Raw genomic sequence first — 21,376 nt, 5'->3', positions numbered from 1 at the left:
TAGAGGATGCGCTTGTGGAAAAAGCCAAACACGTTACCTGGCGGCTGTTGGCTGCCGGTGTCTGTCTGCTGACGGTCAGCAGCGTGGCGCGAGCCGACTCACTGGATGAGCAGCGTAGCCGTTACGCGCAAATTAAGCAGGCCTGGGATAATCGACAAATGGATGTGGTCGAACAAATGATGCCTGGACTGAAAGATTACCCACTTTATCCCTACCTGGAATACCGCCAGATCACTGATGACCTGATGAATCAACCGGCGGTGACGGTCACTAACTTTGTTCGCGCTAACCCCACGCTTCCTCCCGCTCGCACGCTGCAATCTCGTTTCGTCAATGAACTGGCGCGGCGTGAAGACTGGCGTGGCTTGTTAGCCTTTAGCCCGGAAAAGCCCGGAACTACCGAAGCGCAATGTAATTACTACTATGCGAAATGGAACACCGGGCAGAGTGAAGAAGCCTGGCAAGGGGCGAAAGAGCTGTGGCTAACCGGCAAGAGCCAGCCTAACGCCTGTGACAAGTTATTTAGCGTCTGGCGTGCGTCAGGTAAACAAGATCCGCTGGCGTATTTAGAGCGTATCCGTCTGGCGATGAAAGCGGGTAACACCGGCCTGGTAACAGTGCTGGCAGGGCAGATGCCTGCCGATTACCAGACTATCGCTTCGGCAATCATTTCACTGGCGAACAACCCTAATACGGTACTGACCTTCGCGCGTACAACCGGCGCGACCGATTTTACCCGTCAAATGGCGGCGGTGGCGTTTGCCAGTGTGGCGCGGCAGGATGCTGAAAATGCACGGCTGATGATCCCGTCGCTTGCTCAGGCACAGCAGCTTAATGAAGATCAGATTCAGGAGCTGCGCGATATTGTCGCCTGGCGTTTGATGGGCAACGATGTCACCGACGAGCAGGCGAAATGGCGCGATGACGCGATTATGCGCTCGCAATCTACTTCGCTTATTGAACGCCGTGTGCGAATGGCGCTTGGCACCGGCGATCGTCGCGGCCTGAATACCTGGCTGGCGCGTCTGCCTATGGAAGCGAAAGAGAAAGATGAATGGCGTTACTGGCAGGCGGATTTACTGCTGGAACGCGGACGTGAAGCTGAAGCAAAAGAGATTTTGCATCAACTCATGCAACAGCGTGGTTTCTACCCGATGGTTGCTGCACAACGCATCGGCGAAGAGTATGAGCTGAAGATTGATAAAGCGCCGCAGAATGTTGACAGCGCCCTGACTCAGGGGCCGGAGATGGCGCGCGTGCGCGAGTTGATGTACTGGAATCTCGATAACACCGCGCGTAGCGAGTGGGCCAATCTGGTGAAGAGCAAGTCAAAAACAGAGCAGGCTCAACTGGCTCGGTATGCTTTCAATAACCAATGGTGGGATCTTAGCGTTCAGGCAACGATCGCCGGGAAGCTGTGGGATCATCTGGAAGAGCGATTCCCGCTGGCTTACAACGATCTTTTCAAACGCTACACCAGTGGTAAGGAGATCCCGCAAAGCTATGCGATGGCGATTGCTCGTCAGGAGAGTGCCTGGAATCCGAAAGTGAAATCACCGGTAGGGGCCAGCGGCCTGATGCAGATTATGCCTGGTACCGCGACCCATACGGTGAAGATGTTCTCTATTCCCGGTTATAGCAGCCCTGGGCAATTGCTGGATCCGGAAACGAACATCAACATTGGCACCAGTTACCTGCAATATGTTTATCAGCAGTTTGGCAATAACCGTATTTTCTCCTCAGCAGCTTATAACGCCGGACCAGGGCGGGTGCGGACCTGGCTTGGCAACAGCGCAGGGCGTATCGACGCAGTGGCATTTGTCGAGAGTATTCCATTCTCCGAGACGCGCGGTTATGTGAAAAACGTGCTGGCTTATGACGCTTACTACCGCTATTTCATGGGGGATAAACCGACGTTGATGAGCGCCACGGAATGGGGACGTCGTTACTGATCCACACGTTTATGATATGCTATCGTACTCTTTAGCGAGTACAACCGGGGGAGGCATTTTGCTTCCCCCGCTAACAATGGCGACATACTATGGCCCAACAATCACCCTATTCAGCAGCGATGGCAGAACAGCGTCACCAGGAGTGGTTACGTTTTGTCGACCTGCTTAAGAATGCCTACCAAAACGATCTCCATTTACCGTTGTTAAACCTGATGCTGACGCCAGATGAGCGCGAAGCGTTGGGGACTCGCGTGCGTATTGTCGAAGAGCTGTTGCGCGGCGAAATGAGCCAGCGTGAGTTAAAAAATGAACTCGGCGCGGGCATCGCGACGATTACGCGTGGATCTAATAGTCTGAAAGCCGCGCCCGTCGAGCTGCGCCAGTGGCTGGAAGACGTGTTGCTGAAAAGCGATTGATTTTGTAGGCCTGATAAGATGCGTCAGCGTCGCATCAGGCATCGTGCACCGAATGCCGGATGCGGCGTGAACGCCTAATCAGGCCTGCAATGGCTGATACACGGCATTATGAAACGGACTCAGCGCCAGGATCACCGCCTGGTGATAGACGCTGGTGCGAGTGAGTTTCCCGGCGGTAAACACGCCGATCGCCCCTTCCTTACGACCAATCTCATCAATACCGGTATAACGCGACATCACGGGACCAAGCGCCTCACCTTCACGCACTTTTTCCAGAATCACCGCAGGCAACGGCAAAGTAGCCGAACGCGCCTCGCCGCGCTGGCTGGCGTTTTCAATCACCACCCAACTGAAAGTGCTGTCACCATCGATGCCAGCTTCAATCGCCACCCAAAAATCAGCCTCAGGAAGTAAACGGCGGGCATTGGCTACCCTATTTCGTGCGCCAGCGCGCGTTTCCTCACTGCCAAAGGGCTGTTCCGGTACACCGCTCTCGACGGCAACGGATGCAATATGGCAGGATCCTTCGCCGAAGATCTCGTGAAATGCCTGCAGAATGGCCTGAATTTTAGCGGGATTGGTGGTCGCACAGACAACTTGGTGCATAATCAGCATTACTCAGAAAATTAACGTTACAGCAGTATACGGAAAAAAAGCATGTTACAGGTATACCTAGTCCGCCACGGTGAAACGCAGTGGAACGCCGAGCGACGTATTCAGGGCCAGTCTGACAGCCCGCTGACCGCCAAAGGTGAGCAACAGGCGATGCAGGTGGCAACCCGTGCCAAAGAGCTTGGCATTACGCATATCATCAGTAGCGATTTAGGACGCACCCGGCGCACGGCGGAAATCATCGCCCAGGCCTGCGGCTGTGACATCATATTTGATTCTCGCCTGCGTGAATTAAATATGGGTGTACTGGAAACAAGAAATATCGATTCACTCACCGAAGAAGAAGAGAACTGGCGTCGGCAACTGGTCAATGGCACCGTTGACGGGCGTATTCCTGAAGGCGAGTCAATGCAGGAGCTCAGCGATCGCGTTAATGCGGCACTGGAATCTTGCCGGGACTTACCGCAGGGAAGCCGACCGCTACTGGTGAGCCATGGTATTGCACTGGGATGCCTGGTGAGTACGATTCTCGGATTACCAGCATGGGCAGAGCGCCGCTTACGTCTGCGTAACTGTTCTATTTCGCGCGTGGATTATCAGGAAAGCCTGTGGCTGGCGTCTGGCTGGGTGGTTGAAACCGCAGGGGACATCTCGCATCTGGACGCCCCTGCATTAGATGAGCTGCAGCGTTAACGACGGATCGGAATCAGCAGTTCACAGCGCAGATTAATTGGGCGATCTCCCGCTTTGGCATCTTCTGCCGGGTAGTATCGCTCAATATCCTGACCTTTACGGCGCGTCAGGTTGAGCATTGGCATGCATGTTCCATATACCGTCAGGATAAACTCCTGCACGCCGGTTCCCAGACCTTCATAGGTAAACATCACATATTCGCCGCCCTGCAGCATCACCGGATGCCCCGTCAGTACATAGCCATCTGCCTGATCCTGGGCTAACGCGGTGGTATAGAATACCTCTTGTTCATCGTCTTTATCCTGACTCGGACGCGTTTCATTCAGGCCGTAGAGCACCGGCGGAATGGTCGGCGCGTTGCCGAGAAAATCGTGCCAGAACTGGTAGCGCATTTCATGGCGGAAATCAGAGATTTGCTCCAGCGAACAGGAGTAGCTCTGGGTAACACCAATCAGCGGCGTATCTTCCAGGGTGACAAATTTGTGCTCTGGCATAGTGAATTCACCCAGACGCAGCGGCGGGCGAATACCAAAGGCGCTCCATTCAGGAGAACGGCGGTAAAGTGCAGGAGTCTGGGCAAACTGCTTCTTGAATGCGCGGGTAAATGTCTGTTGAGAGTCGAAGCGGTATTGCAGCGCGATGTCCAGAATCGGACGCGCAGTCAGGCGTAGTGCGACCGCCGATTTCGACAAACGACGAGCACGAATATACGCGCCAATAGCATGGCCAGTGACATCTTTAAACATTCTCTGTAAGTGCCACTTGGAATAACCTGCTTTCGCCGCTACATTGTCGAGCGACAGGGGCTGATCCAGATGACCTTCCAGCCAGATTAAAAGGTCGCGAATAATGCCGGCCTGATCCATAAAATATCCTCATCCTTTCAACAACGAGCACCTGACATCAGGTAATTGGATAATAGCATTTTTTGCTGTTTTAGCATTCAGTGTTTTTTTCTTAGTCGAGTATGTTTTAGGGCTTGACGGAAATAAAAGTATTGAGATTTTGTTCTTAATCAATATGTTATTTACCGTGACGAACTAATTGCTCGTGTAATAGATAAAAATGGTAACAATATGAAATACAAGCATTTAATCCTTTCTTTAAGCCTGATAATGCTGGGGCCATTGGCTCATGCAGAAGAGATTGGTTCGGTCGACACCGTATTTAAAATGATCGGCCCGGATCACAAAATTGTTGTTGAAGCCTTTGACGATCCCGATGTGAAAAATGTCACCTGTTATGTGAGCCGGGCGAAAACCGGTGGTATTAAAGGGGGATTGGGCCTGGCAGAAGATACCTCCGATGCGGCCATTTCTTGTCAACAAGTCGGGCCGATTGAACTGTCGGATCGTATTAAAAACGGCAAAGCTCAGGGCGAGGTAGTATTCAAAAAACGCACGTCCCTGGTCTTTAAGTCGTTACAGGTCGTGCGCTTTTATGACGCTAAACGCAACGCGCTCGCTTATCTGGCTTACTCCGACAAAGTTGTAGAAGGTTCGCCGAAAAACGCGATTAGCGCGGTTCCTGTCATGCCGTGGCGGCAATAACAGAGGCGATTTATGCAACGGGAAACGGTCTGGTTAGTAGAAGACGAGCAAGGGATAGCCGATACGCTGGTCTACATGTTGCAACAGGAAGGTTTTGGCGTCGAGGTCTTTGAGCGAGGCTTGCCAGTGCTGGATAAAGCTCGCCAGCAGGTTCCCGATGTCATGATTCTCGATGTTGGTTTGCCTGATATCAGCGGCTTTGAATTGTGCCGCCAGTTACTGGCGCTCCATCCGGCGTTACCTGTACTGTTCCTGACGGCCCGAAGTGAAGAGGTCGATCGCCTGCTTGGGCTGGAAATTGGCGCTGACGACTACGTGGCTAAACCGTTTTCACCTCGCGAAGTGTGCGCCAGAGTGCGCACCTTACTGCGTCGGGTGAAGAAGTTCTCGACGCCGTCTCCCGTTATCCGTATTGGTCATTTTGAATTGAATGAACCTGCGGCGCAGATCAGCTGGTTTGACACGCCATTAACGCTGACGCGGTATGAGTTTTTATTGCTGAAGACGTTACTCAAGTCGCCGGGCCGCGTCTGGTCCCGCCAGCAACTAATGGATAGCGTGTGGGAAGATGCGCAGGACACCTACGATCGCACCGTCGATACCCACATTAAAACGCTGCGTGCCAAGCTGCGCGCCATCAACCCCGATCTTTCACCGATTAATACTCATCGCGGCATGGGATATAGCCTGAGGGGCCTGTAATGCGTATCGGCATGCGGTTGTTGCTGGGCTATTTTTTACTGGTGGCGGTGGCGGCCTGGTTCGTACTGGCTATTTTTGTCAAAGAAGTTAAACCGGGCGTGCGAAGAGCAACCGAGGGGACGTTAATCGACACCGCAACGTTGCTGGCGGAGCTGGCGCGTCCCGATTTGCTCTCTGGGGACCCAACGCATGGGCAACTGGCGCAGGCGTTTAATCAGCTACAACATCGCCCGTTTCGCGCCAATATCGGTGGCATTAACAAAGTGCGCAACGAATATCATGTCTATATGACCGATGCGCAGGGCAAAGTATTGTTTGATTCGGCAAATAAAGCCGTTGGACAGGATTATTCGCGCTGGAATGACGTCTGGCTAACGTTGCGTGGTCAGTATGGTGCGCGCAGCACGTTGCAAAATCCTGCCGATCCCGAAAGTTCTGTGATGTATGTTGCCGCGCCGATTATGGACGGCTCGCGGCTTATTGGCGTTTTGAGCGTAGGCAAACCGAACGCGGCGATGGCCCCGGTCATTAAGCGTAGCGAGCGGCGAATTTTATGGGCCAGCGCCATTTTGTTGGGGATTGCACTGGTGATTGGCGCAGGCATGGTTTGGTGGATCAACCGCTCTATTGCCCGGCTCACTCGCTATGCTGATTCCGTCACTGACAATAAGCCCGTTCCTCTCCCCGATCTCGGTAGTAGCGAGCTGCGTAAACTCGCGCAGGCGCTGGAAAGTATGCGCGTGAAGCTGGAAGGGAAAAACTATATTGAGCAGTATGTTTATGCGTTAACTCATGAGCTAAAAAGCCCACTGGCGGCGATTCGTGGCGCGGCGGAAATTTTACGCGAAGGTCCGCCGCCGGAAGTGGTGGCTCGTTTTACCGACAACATTCTGACGCAAAATGCGCGAATGCAGGCACTGGTGGAAACGTTACTACGCCAGGCAAGACTGGAGAATCGTCAGGAAGTCGTTCTGACTGCTGTTGATGTGGCGGCATTATTTCGCCGCGTCAGCGAAGCGCGCACCGTGCAGTTGGCAGAAAAAAACATCACTTTGCATGTTATGCCTACTGAGATTAACGTTGCTGCTGAACCGGCGTTACTGGAGCAGGCGCTGGGGAATTTACTGGATAACGCCATCGATTTTACTCCCGAGAGCGGTCGCATAACGCTAAGCGCCGAAGTGGATCAGGAATACGTCACCCTTAAGGTGCTGGATACCGGTAGTGGGATTCCTGACTACGCGCTGTCACGTATTTTTGAACGCTTTTACTCTTTGCCGCGTGCAAATGGGCAAAAAAGCAGCGGTCTGGGGTTGGCGTTTGTCAGTGAGGTCGCCCGTTTGTTTAACGGCGAAGTCACGCTGCGCAACGTGCAGGAAGGTGGCGTGCTGGCCTCGCTTCGACTTCACCGTCACTTCACATAGCTTCAAATTCTTCCCACATAGCCTTCGTATCCTGCTGTCATTGCAAAGGAGAAGACTATGTTGAAATCCCCCCTGTTCTGGAAAATGACCACCTTGTTTGGTGCAGTATTGCTGTTGTTGATTCCGATAATGCTGATTCGGCAGGTGATTGTCGAACGTGCCGATTACCGTAGCGATGTGGAAGATGTGATTCGCCAAAGTACCAGCGGGCCGCAAAAACTCGTTGGGCCGCTCATCGCTATTCCTGTGACCGAGCTTTATACGGTGCAGGAAGACGATAAAACCGTGGAGCGGAAACGAAGTTTTATTCATTTTTGGTTACCTGAGTCATTGATGGTTGATGGCAATCAGAATGTGGAAGAACGCAAGATAGGCATCTATACCGGTCAGGTCTGGCACAGTGATTTAACGCTAAAAGCCGATTTCGATGTTTCGCGTCTTAGCGAACTCGACGCGCCAAATATCACCTTAGGCAAGCCATTTATTGTGATTAGCGTCGGGGATGCGCGTGGTATTGGTGTGGTGAAAGCGCCTGAAGTTAACGGTACGGCGCTGACCATTGAACCCGGCACCGGGTTAGAGCAAGGCGGGCAGGGCGTGCATATCCCTTTACCCGAAGGGGACTTGCGCAAGCAGAACCTGAAGCTGAATGTGGCGCTGAATTTAAGCGGTACCGGCGATCTTTCTGTGGTGCCTGGCGGGCGTAATAGCGAAATGACCTTAACCAGCAACTGGCCGCATCCCAGTTTTTTAGGTGATTTTCTACCAGCCAAACGGGAAGTTAGCGAGTCAGGTTTTCAAGCGCAATGGCAAAGTAGCTGGTTTGCTAATAATCTCGGTGAGCGTTTTGCTTCAGGCAATGATACCGGCTGGGAAAACTTCCCCGCGTTTAGCGTCGCAGTGACGACGCCAGCCGATCAATACCAATTAACGGACCGGGCGACTAAGTACGCCATTCTGCTGATTGCGCTGACTTTTATGGCATTCTTTGTTTTTGAAACGCTCACCGCGCAACGTTTACACCCAATGCAATATTTGCTGGTGGGGCTTTCATTGGTGATGTTTTATTTGCTCTTGCTGGCGCTTTCTGAACATACCGGTTTTACTGTGGCATGGATAATCGCCAGTCTGATTGGGGCGTTAATGAACGGTATTTATTTGCAGGCGGTATTGAAAGGCTGGCGTAATAGCATGTTGTTTACCCTCGTGCTGTTGTTGCTGGATGGTGTGATGTGGGGACTGCTCAACTCTGCCGATAGCGCGCTGTTGTTGGGAACCAGTGTGCTGGTGGTGGCGCTGGCCGGCATGATGTTTGTGACCCGTAATATCGACTGGTATGCGTTTTCACTGCCGAAAATGAAAGCCAGTAAAGAAGTTACCATGGACGATGAGTTACGTATCTGGAAATAATGTTGAAAAATAAAAACGGCGCTAAAAAGCGCCGTTTTTTTTGACGGTGGTAAAGCCGATTAATCTTCCAGATCACCGCAGAAGCGATAACCTTCACCGTGAATGGTGGCGATGATTTCCGGCGTATCCGGCGTAGATTCGAAATGTTTACGAATACGGCGGATCGTCACGTCTACAGTACGGTCGTGCGGTTTCAGCTCACGGCCGGTCATTTTCTTCAGCAGTTCAGCACGGGACTGAATTTTACCTGGGTTTTCACAGAAGTGAAGCATGGCGCGGAACTCGCTGCGCGGCAGCTTGTACTGCTCGCCATCAGGGCCGATCAACGAACGGCTGTTGATGTCCAGTTCCCAACCATTGAACTTGTAGCTTTCAACGCTACGACGTTCTTCGCTGACAGTACCCAGATTCATGGTACGGGACAGCAGGTTGCGTGCACGAATAGTCAGTTCACGCGGGTTGAACGGTTTGGTGATGTAGTCATCTGCACCGATTTCGAGGCCGAGAATTTTATCGACTTCGTTGTCACGGCCAGTCAGGAACATCAACGCAACATTCGCCTGCTCGCGCAGTTCACGCGCTAACAGAAGACCGTTCTTACCCGGCAGATTGATATCCATGATCACCAGGTTGATGTCATATTCAGAGAGGATCTGATGCATTTCCGCGCCATCTGTCGCTTCGAAAACATCATAGCCTTCCGCTTCGAAAATACTTTTCAACGTGTTGCGTGTTACCAACTCGTCTTCAACGATAAGAATGTGCGGGGTCTGCATGTTTGCTACCTAAATTGCCAACTAAATCGAAACAGGAAGTACAAAAGTCCCTGACCTGCCTGATGCATGCTGCAAATTAACATGATCGGCGTAACATGACTAAAGTACGTAATTGCGTTCTTGATGCACTTTCCATCAACGTCAACAACATCATTAGCTTGGTCGTGGGTACTTTCCCTCAGGACCCGACAGTGTCAAAAACGGCTGTCATCCTAACCATTTTAACAGCAATATAACAGGCTAAGAGGGGCAGGACACCCAATAAAACTACGCTTCGTTGACATATATCAAGTTCAATTGTAGCACGTTAACAGTTTGATGAAATGATCGTATCTAAATGCTAGCTTTCGTCACATTATTTTAATAATCCAACTAGTTGCATCATACAACTAATAAACGTGGTGAATCCAATTATCGAGATTTATTTTTTATAAAATTATCCTAAGTAAACAGAAGGATATGTAGCATTTTTTAACAATTCAATCGTTAGTACAGTCAGGAAATAGTTTAGCCTTTTTTAAGCTAAGTAAAGGGCTTTTTCTGCGACTTACGTTAAGAATTTGTAAATTCTCACCGCGTAATAAGTTGACGGTGATCACCCTGTTCGCGGTTATTTGGTCAAGAAGAGTGGCAATATGCGTATAACGATTATTCTGGTTGCACCCGCCAGAGCAGAAAATATTGGGGCAGCGGCGCGGGCAATGAAAACGATGGGTTTTAGCGAACTGCGGATTGTCGATAGTCAGGCGTACCTGGAGCCAGCCGCCCGTTGGGTCGCACATGGATCTGGTGATATTATTGATAATATTAAAGTTTTCAAGACACTAGCTGAATCGTTACACGATGTCGATTTCACTGTCGCCACCACTGCGCGCAGTCGGGCGAAATATCATTACTACGCTACGCCAGTAGAACTGGTGCCGCTGTTAGAGGAAAAATCTTCATGGATGAGCCATGCCGCTCTGGTGTTTGGTCGCGAAGATTCCGGGCTGACTAACGAAGAGTTAGCGTTGGCTGACGTTCTTACTGGTGTGCCGATGGTGGCGGATTATCCTTCGCTCAATCTGGGGCAGGCGGTGATGGTCTATTGCTATCAATTAGCAACATTAATACAACAACCGGCGAAAAGTGACACAACGGCAGACCAACATCAACTGCAAGCTTTACGCGAACGAGCCATGACATTGCTGACGACTCTGGCAGTGGCAGATGACATAAAACTGGTCGACTGGTTACAACAACGCCTGGGGCTTTTAGAGCAACGAGACACGGCAATGTTGCACCGTTTGCTGCATGATATTGAAAAAAATATCACCAAATAAAAAACGCCTTAGTAAGTGATTTTCAGCTTTTCATTCTGACTGCAACGGGCAATATGTCTCTGTGTGGATTAAAAAAAGAGTGTCTGATAGCAGCTTCTGAACTGGTTACCTGCCGTGATCAAATTAAAATTTTATTGACTTAGGTCACTAAATACTTTAACCAATATAGGCATAGCGCACAGACAGATAAAAATTACAGAGTACACAACATCCATGAAACGCATTAGCACCACCATTACCACCACCATCACCATTACCACAGGTAACGGTGCGGGCTGACGCGTACAGGAAACACAGAAAAAAGCCCGCACCTGACAGTGCGGGCTTTTTTTTTCGACCAAAGGTAACGAGGTAACAACCATGCGAGTGTTGAAGTTCGGCGGTACATCAGTGGCAAATGCAGAACGTTTTCTGCGGGTTGCCGATATTCTGGAAAGCAATGCCAGGCAGGGGCAGGTGGCGACCGTCCTCTCTGCCCCCGCCAAAATTACCAACCATCTGGTAGCGATGATTGAAAAAACTATTAGCGGCCAGGATGCTTTACCCAATATCAGCGATGCCGAACGTATTTTTGCCGAACTTCTGACGGGACTCGCCGCCGCCCAGCCGGGATTTCCGCTGGCACAATTGAAAACTTTCGTCGACCAGGAATTTGCCCAAATAAAACATGTCCTGCATGGCATCAGTTTGTTGGGGCAGTGCCCGGATAGCATCAACGCTGCGCTGATTTGCCGTGGCGAGAAAATGTCGATCGCCATTATGGCCGGCGTGTTAGAAGCGCGTGGTCACAACGTTACCGTTATCGATCCGGTCGAAAAACTGCTGGCAGTGGGTCATTACCTCGAATCTACCGTTGATATTGCTGAATCCACCCGCCGTATTGCGGCAAGCCGCATTCCGGCTGACCACATGGTGCTGATGGCTGGTTTCACTGCCGGTAATGAAAAAGGCGAGCTGGTGGTTCTGGGACGCAACGGTTCCGACTACTCCGCTGCGGTGCTGGCGGCCTGTTTACGCGCCGATTGTTGCGAGATCTGGACGGATGTTGACGGTGTTTATACCTGCGATCCGCGTCAGGTGCCCGATGCGAGGTTGTTGAAGTCGATGTCCTATCAGGAAGCGATGGAGCTTTCTTACTTCGGCGCTAAAGTTCTTCACCCCCGCACCATTACCCCCATCGCCCAGTTCCAGATCCCTTGCCTGATTAAAAATACCGGAAATCCTCAAGCACCAGGTACGCTCATTGGTGCCAGCCGTGATGAAGACGAATTACCGGTCAAGGGCATTTCCAATCTGAATAACATGGCAATGTTCAGCGTTTCCGGCCCGGGGATGAAAGGGATGGTTGGCATGGCGGCGCGCGTCTTTGCAGCGATGTCACGCGCCCGTATTTCCGTGGTGCTGATTACGCAATCATCTTCCGAATACAGTATCAGTTTCTGCGTTCCGCAAAGCGACTGTGTGCGAGCTGAACGGGCAATGCAGGAAGAGTTCTACCTGGAACTGAAAGAAGGCTTACTGGAGCCGTTGGCGGTGACGGAACGGCTGGCCATTATCTCGGTGGTAGGTGATGGTATGCGCACCTTACGTGGGATCTCGGCGAAATTCTTTGCCGCGCTGGCCCGCGCCAACATCAATATTGTCGCCATTGCTCAGGGATCTTCTGAACGCTCAATCTCTGTCGTGGTCAATAACGATGATGCGACCACTGGCGTGCGCGTTACTCATCAGATGCTGTTCAATACCGATCAGGTTATCGAAGTGTTTGTGATTGGCGTCGGTGGCGTTGGCGGTGCGCTGCTGGAGCAACTGAAGCGTCAGCAAAGCTGGTTGAAGAATAAACATATCGACTTACGTGTCTGCGGTGTTGCTAACTCGAAGGCACTGCTCACCAATGTACATGGCCTTAATCTGGAAAACTGGCAGGAAGAACTGGCGCAAGCCAAAGAGCCGTTTAATCTCGGGCGCTTAATTCGCCTCGTGAAAGAATATCATCTGCTGAACCCGGTCATTGTTGACTGTACTTCCAGCCAGGCTGTGGCAGATCAATATGCCGACTTCCTGCGCGAAGGTTTCCACGTTGTTACGCCGAACAAAAAGGCCAACACCTCGTCGATGGATTACTACCATCAGTTGCGTTATGCGGCGGAAAAATCGCGGCGTAAATTCCTCTATGACACCAACGTTGGGGCTGGATTACCGGTTATTGAGAACCTGCAAAATCTGCTCAATGCTGGTGATGAATTGATGAAGTTCTCCGGCATTCTTTCAGGTTCGCTTTCTTATATCTTCGGCAAGTTAGACGAAGGCATGAGTTTCTCCGAGGCGACCACACTGGCGCGGGAAATGGGTTATACCGAACCGGACCCGCGAGATGATCTTTCTGGTATGGATGTGGCGCGTAAACTATTGATTCTCGCTCGTGAAACGGGACGTGAACTGGAGTTGGCGGATATTGAAATTGAACCTGTGCTGCCCGCAGAGTTTAACGCCGAGGGTGATGTTGCCGCTTTTATGGCGAATCTGTCACAGCTCGACGATCTCTTTGCCGCGCGTGTGGCGAAGGCTCGTGATGAAGGAAAAGTTTTGCGCTATGTTGGCAATATTGATGAAGATGGCGTCTGCCGCGTGAAGATTGCCGAAGTGGATGGTAATGATCCGCTGTTCAAAGTGAAAAATGGCGAAAACGCCCTGGCCTTCTATAGCCACTATTATCAGCCGCTGCCGTTGGTACTGCGCGGATATGGTGCGGGCAATGACGTTACAGCTGCCGGTGTCTTTGCTGATCTGCTACGTACCCTCTCATGGAAGTTAGGAGTCTGACATGGTTAAAGTTTATGCCCCGGCTTCCAGTGCCAATATGAGCGTCGGGTTTGATGTGCTCGGGGCGGCGGTGACACCTGTTGATGGTGCATTGCTCGGAGATGTAGTCACGGTTGAGGCAGCAGAGACATTCAGTCTCAACAACCTCGGACGCTTTGCCGATAAGCTGCCGTCAGAGCCACGGGAAAATATCGTTTATCAGTGCTGGGAGCGTTTTTGCCAGGAGCTTGGCAAGCAAATTCCAGTGGCGATGACTCTGGAAAAGAATATGCCGATCGGTTCGGGCTTAGGCTCCAGCGCCTGTTCAGTGGTCGCGGCGCTGATGGCGATGAATGAACACTGCGGCAAGCCGCTTAATGACACTCGTTTGCTGGCTTTGATGGGCGAGTTGGAAGGGCGTATCTCCGGCAGCATTCATTACGACAACGTGGCACCGTGTTTTCTTGGTGGTATGCAGTTGATGATTGAAGAAAACGACATCATCAGTCAGCAAGTGCCAGGGTTTGATGAGTGGCTGTGGGTGCTGGCGTATCCGGGGATTAAAGTCTCGACGGCAGAAGCCCGGGCTATTTTACCGGCGCAGTATCGCCGCCAGGATTGCATTGCGCACGGGCGACATTTGGCAGGATTCATTCACGCCTGCTATTCCCGTCAGCCTGAGCTTGCCGCGAAGCTGATGAAAGATGTTATCGCTGAACCCTACCGTGAACGGTTATTGCCTGGCTTCCGGCAGGCGCGGCAGGCGGTTGCGGAAATCGGCGCGGTTGCGAGCGGTATCTCCGGCTCCGGCCCGACCTTGTTCGCTCTGTGTGACAAGCCGGATACCGCTCAGCGCGTTGCCGACTGGTTGGGTAAGAACTACCTGCAAAATCAGGAAGGTTTTGTTCATATTTGCCAGCTGGATACGGCGGGCGCACGAGTACTGGAAAACTAAATGAAACTCTACAATCTGAAAGATCACAATGAGCAGGTCAGCTTTGCGCAAGCCGTAACCCAGGGGTTAGGCAAAAATCAGGGGCTGTTTTTTCCGCACGACCTGCCGGAATTCAGCCTGACTGAAATTGATGAGATGCTGAAGCTGGATTTTGTCACCCGCAGTGCGAAGATCCTCTCGGCGTTTATTGGTGATGAAATCCCGCAGGAAATCCTGGAAGAGCGCGTACGTGCGGCGTTTGCCTTCCCGGCTCCGGTCGCCAATGTTGAAAGCGATGTCGGTTGTCTGGAATTGTTCCACGGGCCAACGCTGGCATTTAAAGATTTCGGCGGTCGCTTTATGGCACAAATGCTGACCCATATTGCGGGCGATAAGCCAGTGACCATTCTGACCGCGACATCCGGTGATACTGGAGCGGCAGTGGCTCATGCTTTCTACGGTTTACCGAATGTGAAAGTGGTTATCCTCTATCCACGAGGCAAAATCAGTCCACTGCAAGAAAAACTGTTCTGTACATTGGGCGGCAATATCGAAACTGTTGCCATCGACGGCGATTTCGATGCCTGTCAGGCGCTGGTGAAGCAGGCGTTTGATGATGAAGAGCTGAAAGTGGCGCTGGGGCTAAACTCTGCTAACTCCATTAACATCAGCCGTTTGCTGGCGCAGATTTGCTACTACTTTGAAGCCGTGGCGCAGTTGCCGCAGGAAGCGCGCAACCAGCTGGTTGTCTCGGTGCCGAGCGGTAACTTCGGCGATTTGACAGCGGGCCTGCTGGCGAAATCTCTTGGCCTGCCGGTGAAGCGTTTTATTGCTGCGACCAACGTGAATGATACCGTGCCACGTTTCCTGCACGGCGGTCAGTGGTCACCCAAAGCGACTCAGGCGACGTTATCCAATGCGATGGATGTTAGCCAGCCAAACAACTGGCCGCGTGTGGAAGAGTTGTTCCGCCGCAAAATCTGGCAACTGAAAGAGCTGGGGTATGCAGCCGTGGATGATGAAACCACGCAACAGACAATGCGTGAGTTAAAAGAACTGGGCTATACCTCGGAGCCGCACGCTGCCGTAGCTTATCGTGCGCTGCGTGACCAGTTGAATCCAGGCGAATATGGCTTGTTCCTCGGCACCGCGCATCCGGCAAAATTTAAAGAGAGCGTGGAAGCGATTCTCGGTGAAACGTTGGATCTGCCAAAAGAGCTGGCAGAACGTGCTGATTTACCCTTGCTTTCGCATAACCTGCCCGCCGATTTTGCTGCGTTGCGTAAATTGATGATGAATCATCAGTAACATCTATTCATTATCTCAATCAGGCCGGGTTTGCTTTTATGCAGCCCGGCTTTTTTATGAAGAAAATATGGAGAAAAACGACAGGGAAAAAGGAGAAATTCTCAATAAATGCGGTAACTTAGAGATTAGGATTGCGGAGAATAACAACTGCCGTTCTCATCGCGTAATCTCCGGATATCGACCCATAACGGGCAATGATAAAAGGAGTAACCTGTGAAAAAGATGCAATCTATCGTACTCGCACTTTCCCTGGTTCTGTTCGCTCCCATGGCAGCGCAGGCTGCGGAAATTACGCTAGTCCCGTCAGTAAAATTACAGATAGGCGATCGTGATAATCGTGGCTATTACTGGGATGGCGGTCACTGGCGCGACCACGGCTGGTGGAAACAACATTATGAATGGCGAGGCAATCGCTGGCACCCATATGGACCGCCGCCATCGCCGCGCCATAACAAGCACAATGATCATCGTGGCGATCATCGTCCGGGGCCTGACAAACATCATCGCTAAATATCAATGCCGGATTGCCATCCGGCATTGACTACAAACTTAACGCTGCTCGTAGCGTTTAAACACCAGTTCGCCATTGCTGGAGGAAGCTTCATCAAAGAAGTAACCTTCGCTATTAAAACCAGTTAGTTGCTCTGGTTTGGTCAGCCGATTTTCAATAATGAAACGACTCATCAGACCGCGTGCTTTCTTAGCGTAGAAGCTGATTATCTTAAATTTGCCGTTCTTCTCATCGAGGAACACTGGCTTGATAATCTCGGCATTCAATTTCTTCGGCTTCACCGATTTAAAATACTCATCTGACGCCAGATTTATCACTACATTATCGCCTTGTGCTGCGAGCGCCTCGTTCAGCTTGTTGGTGATGATATCTCCCCAGAATTGATACAGATCTTTCCCTCGGGCATTCTCAAGACGTATCCCCATTTCCAGACGATAAGGCTGCATTAAATCGAGCGGGCGCAGTACGCCATACAAGCCGGAAAGCATTCGCAAATGCTGTTGGGCAAAATCGAAATCGTCTTCGCTGAAGGTTTCGGCCTGCAAGCCAGTGTAGACATCACCTTTAAACGCCAGAATTGCCTGGCGGGCATTTTCCGGTGTGAAATCTGGCTGCCAGTCATGAAAGCGAGCGGCGTTGATACCCGCCAGTTTATCGCTGATGCGCATCAGGGAGCTAATCTGCGGGGGCGTCAGTTTCCGCGCTTCATGGATCAGCTGCTGGGAGTTGTCTAACAGCTCCGGCAGCGTATAGCGCGTGGTGGTCAACGGGCTTTGGTAATCAAGCGTTTTCGCAGGTGAAATAAGAATCAGCATATCCAGTCCTTGCAGGAAATTTATGCCGACTTTAGCAAAAAAAGAGAATGAGTTGATCGATAGTTGTGATTACTCCTGCGAAACATCATCCCACGCGTCCGGAGAAAGCTGGCGACCGATCTCCGGATAACGCAACGGATCAAACACCGGGCGCACGCCGAGTTTACGCTGGCGTAGATAATCACTGGCAATGGTATGAACCACAGGCGAGAGCAGTAATATGGCGGTCAAATTGGTAATAGCCATGCAGGCCATAATGATATCTGCCAGTTGCCACATCAGCGGAAGACTTAGCAAGGTGCCGCCGATGACCGTTGCGAAGGTGCAGATCCGCAGACACCAGATCGCTTTAGGGGTGTTCAGGCGTAAAAAGAAGAGATTGTTTTCGGCATAAATGTAGTTGGCAACGATGGAGCTGAAGGCAAACAGAATAACCACGAGGGTAACAAACTCCGCACCCCAGGAACCCATTAGCACCCGCATCGCCTTCTGGATAAGCTGAATACCTTCCAGCGGCATGTAGGTTGTGCCGTTACCCGCCAGTAATATCAGCATGGCGCTTGCCGTACAGATGACCAGGGTGTCGATAAAAATGCCAATCATCTGGACAATTCCTTGCGCTGCCGGATGCGGAGGCCAGGACGCAGCTGCCGCTGCCGCGTTTGGCGTCGACCCCATTCCCGCCTCATTGGAAAACATACTGCGCTGAAAACCGTTAGTAATCGCCTGGCTTAAGGTATATCCCGCCGCGCCGCCTGCCGCTTCCTGCCAGCCAAAAGCACTCTCAAAAATAGACCAAATGACGTGGGGAAGTTGCCCGATATTCATTACGCAAATCACCAGGCTGGTCAGTACCCAGATTATCGCCATCAACGGGACAAACCCCTGCATGAGCCGGGCGACGCCATGAAGACCGCGAGTGATCGCCAGCATAGCAAAGACAGCGAGAATAATACCTGTCACCAGCGGGGGAAAATCAAAAGAAAAACTCAGGGCTCGCGCAACGGCGTTCGCCTGAACTCCGCTGAAAATTATGCCGTAGGCGATGAGCAAAAAGACGGCGAACAGAACGCCCATCCAGCGCATCCCCAGCCCGCGCGCCATATACCATGCCGGTCCGCCACGAAACTGCCCATTGGCATCACGTTCTTTATAAAGCTGTGCGAGGGAACATTCGGCAAACGAGGTCGCCATGCCGATAAATGCGGCAACCCACATCCAGAAGACGGCTCCAGGTCCACCGGCGGTAATTGCCAGCGCAACGCCGGCCAGGTTGCCGCTACCCACGCGCGCTGCAAGACTGGTACACAATGACTGAAATGAGGTTAAACCGCCTGGCTGTGGATGAATGCTATTTTTAAGACTTTTGCCAAACTGGCGGATGTAGCGAAACTGCACAAATCCGGTGCGAAAAGTGAACCAACAACCTGCGCCGAAGAGCAGGTAAATCATTACCGAACCCCAAAGGACGCTGTTAATAAAGGAGAAAAAATCTGGCATGCATATCCCTCTTATTGCCGGTCGCGATGACTTTCCTGTGTAAACGTTACCAATTGTTTAAGAAGTATATACGCTACGAGGTACTTGATAACTTCTGCGTAGCATACATGAGGTTTTGTATAAAAATGGCGGGCGATATCAACGCAGTGTCAGAAATCCGAAACAGTCTCGCCTGGCGATAACCGTCTTGTCGGCGGTTGCGCTGACGTTGCGTCGTGATATCATCAGGGCAGACCGGTTACATCCCCCTAACAAGCTGTTTAAAGAGAAATACTATCATGACGGACAAATTGACCTCCCTTCGTCAGTACACCACCGTAGTGGCCGACACTGGGGACATCGCGGCAATGAAGCTGTATCAACCGCAGGATGCCACAACCAACCCTTCTCTCATTCTTAACGCAGCGCAGATTCCGGAATACCGTAAGTTGATTGATGATGCTGTCGCCTGGGCGAAACAGCAGAGCAACGATCGCGCGCAGCAGATCGTGGACGCGACCGACAAACTGGCCGTAAATATTGGTCTGGAAATCCTGAAACTGGTTCCGGGCCGTATCTCAACTGAAGTTGATGCGCGTCTTTCCTATGACACCGAAGCGTCAATTGCGAAAGCAAAACGCCTGATCAAACTCTACAACGATGCAGGTATTAGCAACGATCGTATTCTGATCAAACTGGCTTCTACCTGGCAGGGTATCCGTGCTGCGGAACAGCTGGAAAAAGAAGGCATCAACTGTAACCTGACCCTGCTGTTCTCCTTCGCTCAGGCTCGTGCTTGTGCGGAAGCGGGCGTGTTCCTGATCTCGCCGTTTGTTGGCCGTATTCTTGACTGGTACAAAGCGAATACCGATAAGAAAGAGTACGCTCCGGCAGAAGATCCAGGCGTGGTTTCTGTATCTGAAATCTACCAGTACTACAAAGAGCACGGTTATGAAACCGTGGTTATGGGCGCAAGCTTCCGTAACATCGGCGAAATTCTGGAACTGGCAGGCTGCGACCGTCTGACCATCGCACCGGCACTGCTGAAAGAGCTGGCGGAGAGCGAAGGGGCTATCGAACGTAAACTGTCTTACACTGGTGAAGTGAAAGCGCGTCCGGCGCGTATCACTGAGTCCGAGTTCCTGTGGCAGCACAACCAGGATCCAATGGCAGTAGATAAACTGGCGGAAGGTATCCGTAAGTTTGCTGTTGACCAGGAAAAACTGGAAAAAATGATCGGCGATCTGCTGTAATCATTCTTAGCGTGACCGGGAAGTCGGTCACGCTACCTCTTCTGAAACCTGTCTGTCACTCCCTTCGCAGTGTATCATTCTGTTTAACGAGACTGTTTAAACGGAAAAATCTTGATGAATACTTTACGTATTGGCTTAGTTTCCATCTCTGATCGCGCATCCAGCGGCGTTTATCAGGATAAAGGCATCCCTGCGCTGGAAGAATGGCTGACATCGGCGCTAACCACGCCGTTTGAACTGGAAACCCGCTTAATTCCCGATGAGCAGGCGATCATCGAGCAAACGTTGTGTGAGCTGGTGGATGAAATGAGTTGCCATCTGGTGCTTACCACGGGCGGAACTGGCCCGGCGCGTCGTGACGTAACGCCCGATGCGACGCTGGCAGTAGCGGACCGCGAGATGCCAGGCTTTGGTGAACAGATGCGCCAGATCAGCCTGCATTTTGTACCAACTGCGATCCTTTCGCGTCAGGTGGGGGTGATTCGCAAACAGGCGCTGATCCTTAACTTACCCGGTCAACCGAAGTCTATTAAAGAGACGCTGGAAGGTGTGAAGGACGCTGAGGGTAACGTTGTGGTGCACGGTATTTTTGCCAGCGTACCGTACTGCATTCAGTTGCTGGAAGGGCCATACGTTGAAACGGCACCGGAAGTGGTTGCAGCATTCAGACCGAAGAGTGCAAGACGCGAAGTTAGCGAATAAAAAAATCCCCCCGAGCGGGGGGATCTCAAAACAATTAGTGGGATTCACCAATCGGCAGAACGGTGCGACCAAACTGCTCGTTCAGCACTTCACCCATCGCCAGATAGATTGCGCTGGCACCGCAGATAAGACCAATCCAGCCGGCAAAGTGGATGATCGCGGCGTTACCGGCAATGTTACCGATCGCCAGCAGGGCAAACAGCACGGTCAGGCTAAAGAAAACGAATTGCAGAACGCGTGCGCCTTTCAGCGTGCCGAAGAACATAAACAGCGTAAATATGCCCCACAGACCCAGGTAGACACCAAGGAACTGTGCATTTGGCGCATCGGTCAGCCCCAGTTTCGGCATCAGCAGAATTGCAACCAGCGTCAGCCAGAAAGAACCGTAAGAGGTGAATGCGGTTAAACCGAAAGTGTTGCCTTTTTTGTACTCCAGCAGACCGGCAAAAATTTGCGCGATGCCGCCGTAGAAAATGCCCATGGCAAGAATAATACCGTCCAGAGCAAAATAACCCACGTTGTGCAGGTTAAGCAGAATGGTGGTCATGCCGAAGCCCATCAGGCCCAGCGGTGCCGGATTAGCCAACTTAGTGTTGCCCATAATTCCTCAAAAATCATCATCGAATGAATGGTGAAATAATTTCCCTGAATAACTGTAGTGTTTTCAGGGCGCGGCATAATAATCAGCCAGTGGGGCAGTGTCTACGATCTTTTG

22 protein-coding genes and 1 other annotated feature are annotated in these 21,376 nt (G+C 51.5%); of the genes, 16 read left to right on the top strand and 6 right to left on the bottom strand.

All coding sequences use genetic code 11. The features are described 5' to 3' along the window. The first annotated feature begins 14 nt into the window (after nt 1-14). Both sltY and trpR read left to right on the top strand, forming a co-directional pair. Entirely contained in the window at nt 15-1,952 is a 1,938-nt protein-coding gene (gene sltY, locus ACJHX4_RS11525) for a murein transglycosylase (protein ID WP_000409419.1), read from the top strand. Nucleotides 1,953-2,041: 89 nt separating this feature from the next. After that, on the top strand, nt 2,042-2,368 hold the full coding sequence (gene trpR, locus ACJHX4_RS11520; protein ID WP_000068677.1) for a trp operon repressor: 327 nt from the start codon (nt 2,042-2,044) through the stop codon (nt 2,366-2,368). 78 nt (nt 2,369-2,446) lie between these two features. Here trpR and yjjX read toward each other — a convergent pair whose 3' ends face one another. After that, on the bottom strand, nt 2,447-2,974 hold the full coding sequence (gene yjjX / locus ACJHX4_RS11515; RefSeq protein ID WP_001531361.1) for an inosine/xanthosine triphosphatase: 528 nt from the start codon (nt 2,972-2,974) through the stop codon (nt 2,447-2,449). 51 nt (nt 2,975-3,025) lie between these two features. Between yjjX and gpmB the strand changes: the two genes are divergently transcribed. Further along, entirely contained in the window at nt 3,026-3,673 is a 648-nt protein-coding gene (gpmB, locus tag ACJHX4_RS11510; RefSeq protein WP_000942350.1) for a 2,3-diphosphoglycerate-dependent phosphoglycerate mutase GpmB, read from the top strand. Here gpmB and robA read toward each other — a convergent pair. Then, nucleotides 3,670-4,539: an MDR efflux pump AcrAB transcriptional activator RobA gene (gene robA / locus ACJHX4_RS11505; RefSeq protein ID WP_000371666.1), complete on the bottom strand. Its 870-nt coding sequence runs from the start codon at nt 4,537-4,539 to the stop codon at nt 3,670-3,672. The genes gpmB and robA overlap by 4 nt on opposite strands. Nucleotides 4,540-4,749: 210 nt before the next feature. Between robA and creA the strand changes: the two genes are divergently transcribed. From creA to creD, 4 genes are read left to right on the top strand one after another with little or no spacing between them, the layout of a single operon-like run. Beyond that, nucleotides 4,750-5,223 carry a protein CreA gene (gene creA / locus ACJHX4_RS11500; RefSeq protein ID WP_000875487.1) on the top strand — a complete coding sequence of 158 codons (474 nt, stop codon included), beginning with the start codon at nt 4,750-4,752 and terminating at the stop codon, nt 5,221-5,223. Nucleotides 5,224-5,235: 12 nt separating this feature from the next. Further along, a complete protein-coding gene (creB, locus tag ACJHX4_RS11495) occupies nt 5,236-5,925 on the top strand; it encodes a two-component system response regulator CreB (RefSeq protein WP_001188689.1) in 690 nt (229 codons plus the stop codon). Continuing rightward, the gene (gene creC / locus ACJHX4_RS11490) at nt 5,925-7,349 is read left to right on the top strand and encodes a two-component system sensor histidine kinase CreC (RefSeq protein ID WP_001219582.1); all 1,425 of its coding nucleotides are present in this window, start codon (nt 5,925-5,927) and stop codon (nt 7,347-7,349) included. The genes creB and creC overlap by 1 nt, the downstream gene beginning before the upstream one ends. Before the next feature lie 57 nt (nt 7,350-7,406). Then, on the top strand, nt 7,407-8,759 hold the full coding sequence (creD, locus tag ACJHX4_RS11485; RefSeq protein ID WP_000920358.1) for a cell envelope integrity protein CreD: 1,353 nt from the start codon (nt 7,407-7,409) through the stop codon (nt 8,757-8,759). Nucleotides 8,760-8,818: 59 nt separating this feature from the next. On the opposite strand, the gene arcA is transcribed toward creD, so the two are convergent. Further along, the gene (gene arcA / locus ACJHX4_RS11480; protein ID WP_001194358.1) at nt 8,819-9,535 is read right to left on the bottom strand and encodes a two-component system response regulator ArcA; all 717 of its coding nucleotides are present in this window, start codon (nt 9,533-9,535) and stop codon (nt 8,819-8,821) included. A 95-nt stretch (nt 9,536-9,630) separates the two neighbouring features. Here arcA and yjjY point away from each other — a divergent pair, with 95 nt between their 5' ends. The 7 genes from yjjY (at nt 9,631) to ACJHX4_RS11445 (ending at nt 16,411) form a co-directional block, all read left to right on the top strand. Beyond that, nucleotides 9,631-9,771 (top strand): protein YjjY, encoded by a 141-nt coding sequence (yjjY, locus tag ACJHX4_RS11475; protein WP_001295754.1) that lies wholly within the window; start codon nt 9,631-9,633, stop codon nt 9,769-9,771. Nucleotides 9,772-10,170: 399 nt separating this feature from the next. Further along, on the top strand, nt 10,171-10,857 hold the full coding sequence (locus ACJHX4_RS11470; protein WP_001223200.1) for a tRNA/rRNA methyltransferase: 687 nt from the start codon (nt 10,171-10,173) through the stop codon (nt 10,855-10,857). A 213-nt stretch (nt 10,858-11,070) separates the two neighbouring features. After that, nucleotides 11,071-11,136: a thr operon leader peptide gene (thrL, locus tag ACJHX4_RS11465; protein WP_001386572.1), complete on the top strand. Its 66-nt coding sequence runs from the start codon at nt 11,071-11,073 to the stop codon at nt 11,134-11,136. Continuing rightward, nucleotides 11,072-11,191: a sequence feature (Thr leader region), on the top strand. (Overlaps the previous gene by 65 nt.) A 26-nt stretch (nt 11,192-11,217) precedes the next feature. Then, entirely contained in the window at nt 11,218-13,680 is a 2,463-nt protein-coding gene (gene thrA / locus ACJHX4_RS11460; RefSeq protein ID WP_001264707.1) for a bifunctional aspartate kinase/homoserine dehydrogenase I, read from the top strand. Between the two features lies 1 nt (nt 13,681). Further along, nucleotides 13,682-14,614, top strand: a complete 933-nt coding sequence (thrB, locus tag ACJHX4_RS11455) for a homoserine kinase (protein WP_000241659.1) — start codon at nt 13,682-13,684, stop codon at nt 14,612-14,614. Further along, entirely contained in the window at nt 14,615-15,901 is a 1,287-nt protein-coding gene (gene thrC, locus ACJHX4_RS11450) for a threonine synthase (protein ID WP_000781072.1), read from the top strand. 213 nt (nt 15,902-16,114) lie between these two features. Then, a complete protein-coding gene (locus ACJHX4_RS11445; protein ID WP_000738712.1) occupies nt 16,115-16,411 on the top strand; it encodes a DUF2502 domain-containing protein in 297 nt (98 codons plus the stop codon). A 39-nt stretch (nt 16,412-16,450) separates the two neighbouring features. Here ACJHX4_RS11445 and yaaA read toward each other — a convergent pair whose 3' ends face one another. Continuing rightward, nucleotides 16,451-17,227 (bottom strand): peroxide stress protein YaaA, encoded by a 777-nt coding sequence (gene yaaA / locus ACJHX4_RS11440; RefSeq protein WP_000906193.1) that lies wholly within the window; start codon nt 17,225-17,227, stop codon nt 16,451-16,453. A gap of 69 nt (nt 17,228-17,296) precedes the next feature. Further along, nucleotides 17,297-18,727 carry an alanine/glycine:cation symporter family protein gene (locus tag ACJHX4_RS11435; RefSeq protein ID WP_001112568.1) on the bottom strand — a complete coding sequence of 477 codons (1,431 nt, stop codon included), beginning with the start codon at nt 18,725-18,727 and terminating at the stop codon, nt 17,297-17,299. Between the two features lie 278 nt (nt 18,728-19,005). Here ACJHX4_RS11435 and tal point away from each other — a divergent pair, with 278 nt between their 5' ends. Next, the gene (tal, locus tag ACJHX4_RS11430; RefSeq protein WP_000130187.1) at nt 19,006-19,959 is read left to right on the top strand and encodes a transaldolase; all 954 of its coding nucleotides are present in this window, start codon (nt 19,006-19,008) and stop codon (nt 19,957-19,959) included. Between the two features lie 114 nt (nt 19,960-20,073). After that, nucleotides 20,074-20,661 (top strand): molybdopterin adenylyltransferase, encoded by a 588-nt coding sequence (gene mog / locus ACJHX4_RS11425; RefSeq protein WP_001094685.1) that lies wholly within the window; start codon nt 20,074-20,076, stop codon nt 20,659-20,661. Nucleotides 20,662-20,695: 34 nt separating this feature from the next. On the opposite strand, the gene satP is transcribed toward mog, so the two are convergent. After that, nucleotides 20,696-21,262: an acetate uptake transporter gene (satP, locus tag ACJHX4_RS11420; RefSeq protein WP_000528533.1), complete on the bottom strand. Its 567-nt coding sequence runs from the start codon at nt 21,260-21,262 to the stop codon at nt 20,696-20,698. Between the last annotated feature and the right edge of the window lie 114 nt (nt 21,263-21,376).

The sequence above is a fragment of the Escherichia sp. WS2035 genome (genome assembly GCF_046487065.1).
GTDB classification, from domain to species: Bacteria; Pseudomonadota; Gammaproteobacteria; order Enterobacterales; family Enterobacteriaceae; genus Escherichia; species Escherichia coli.
Note: the sequence above shows the minus strand (reverse complement) of the source record. Positions and strands in the feature narration are given on the sequence as shown.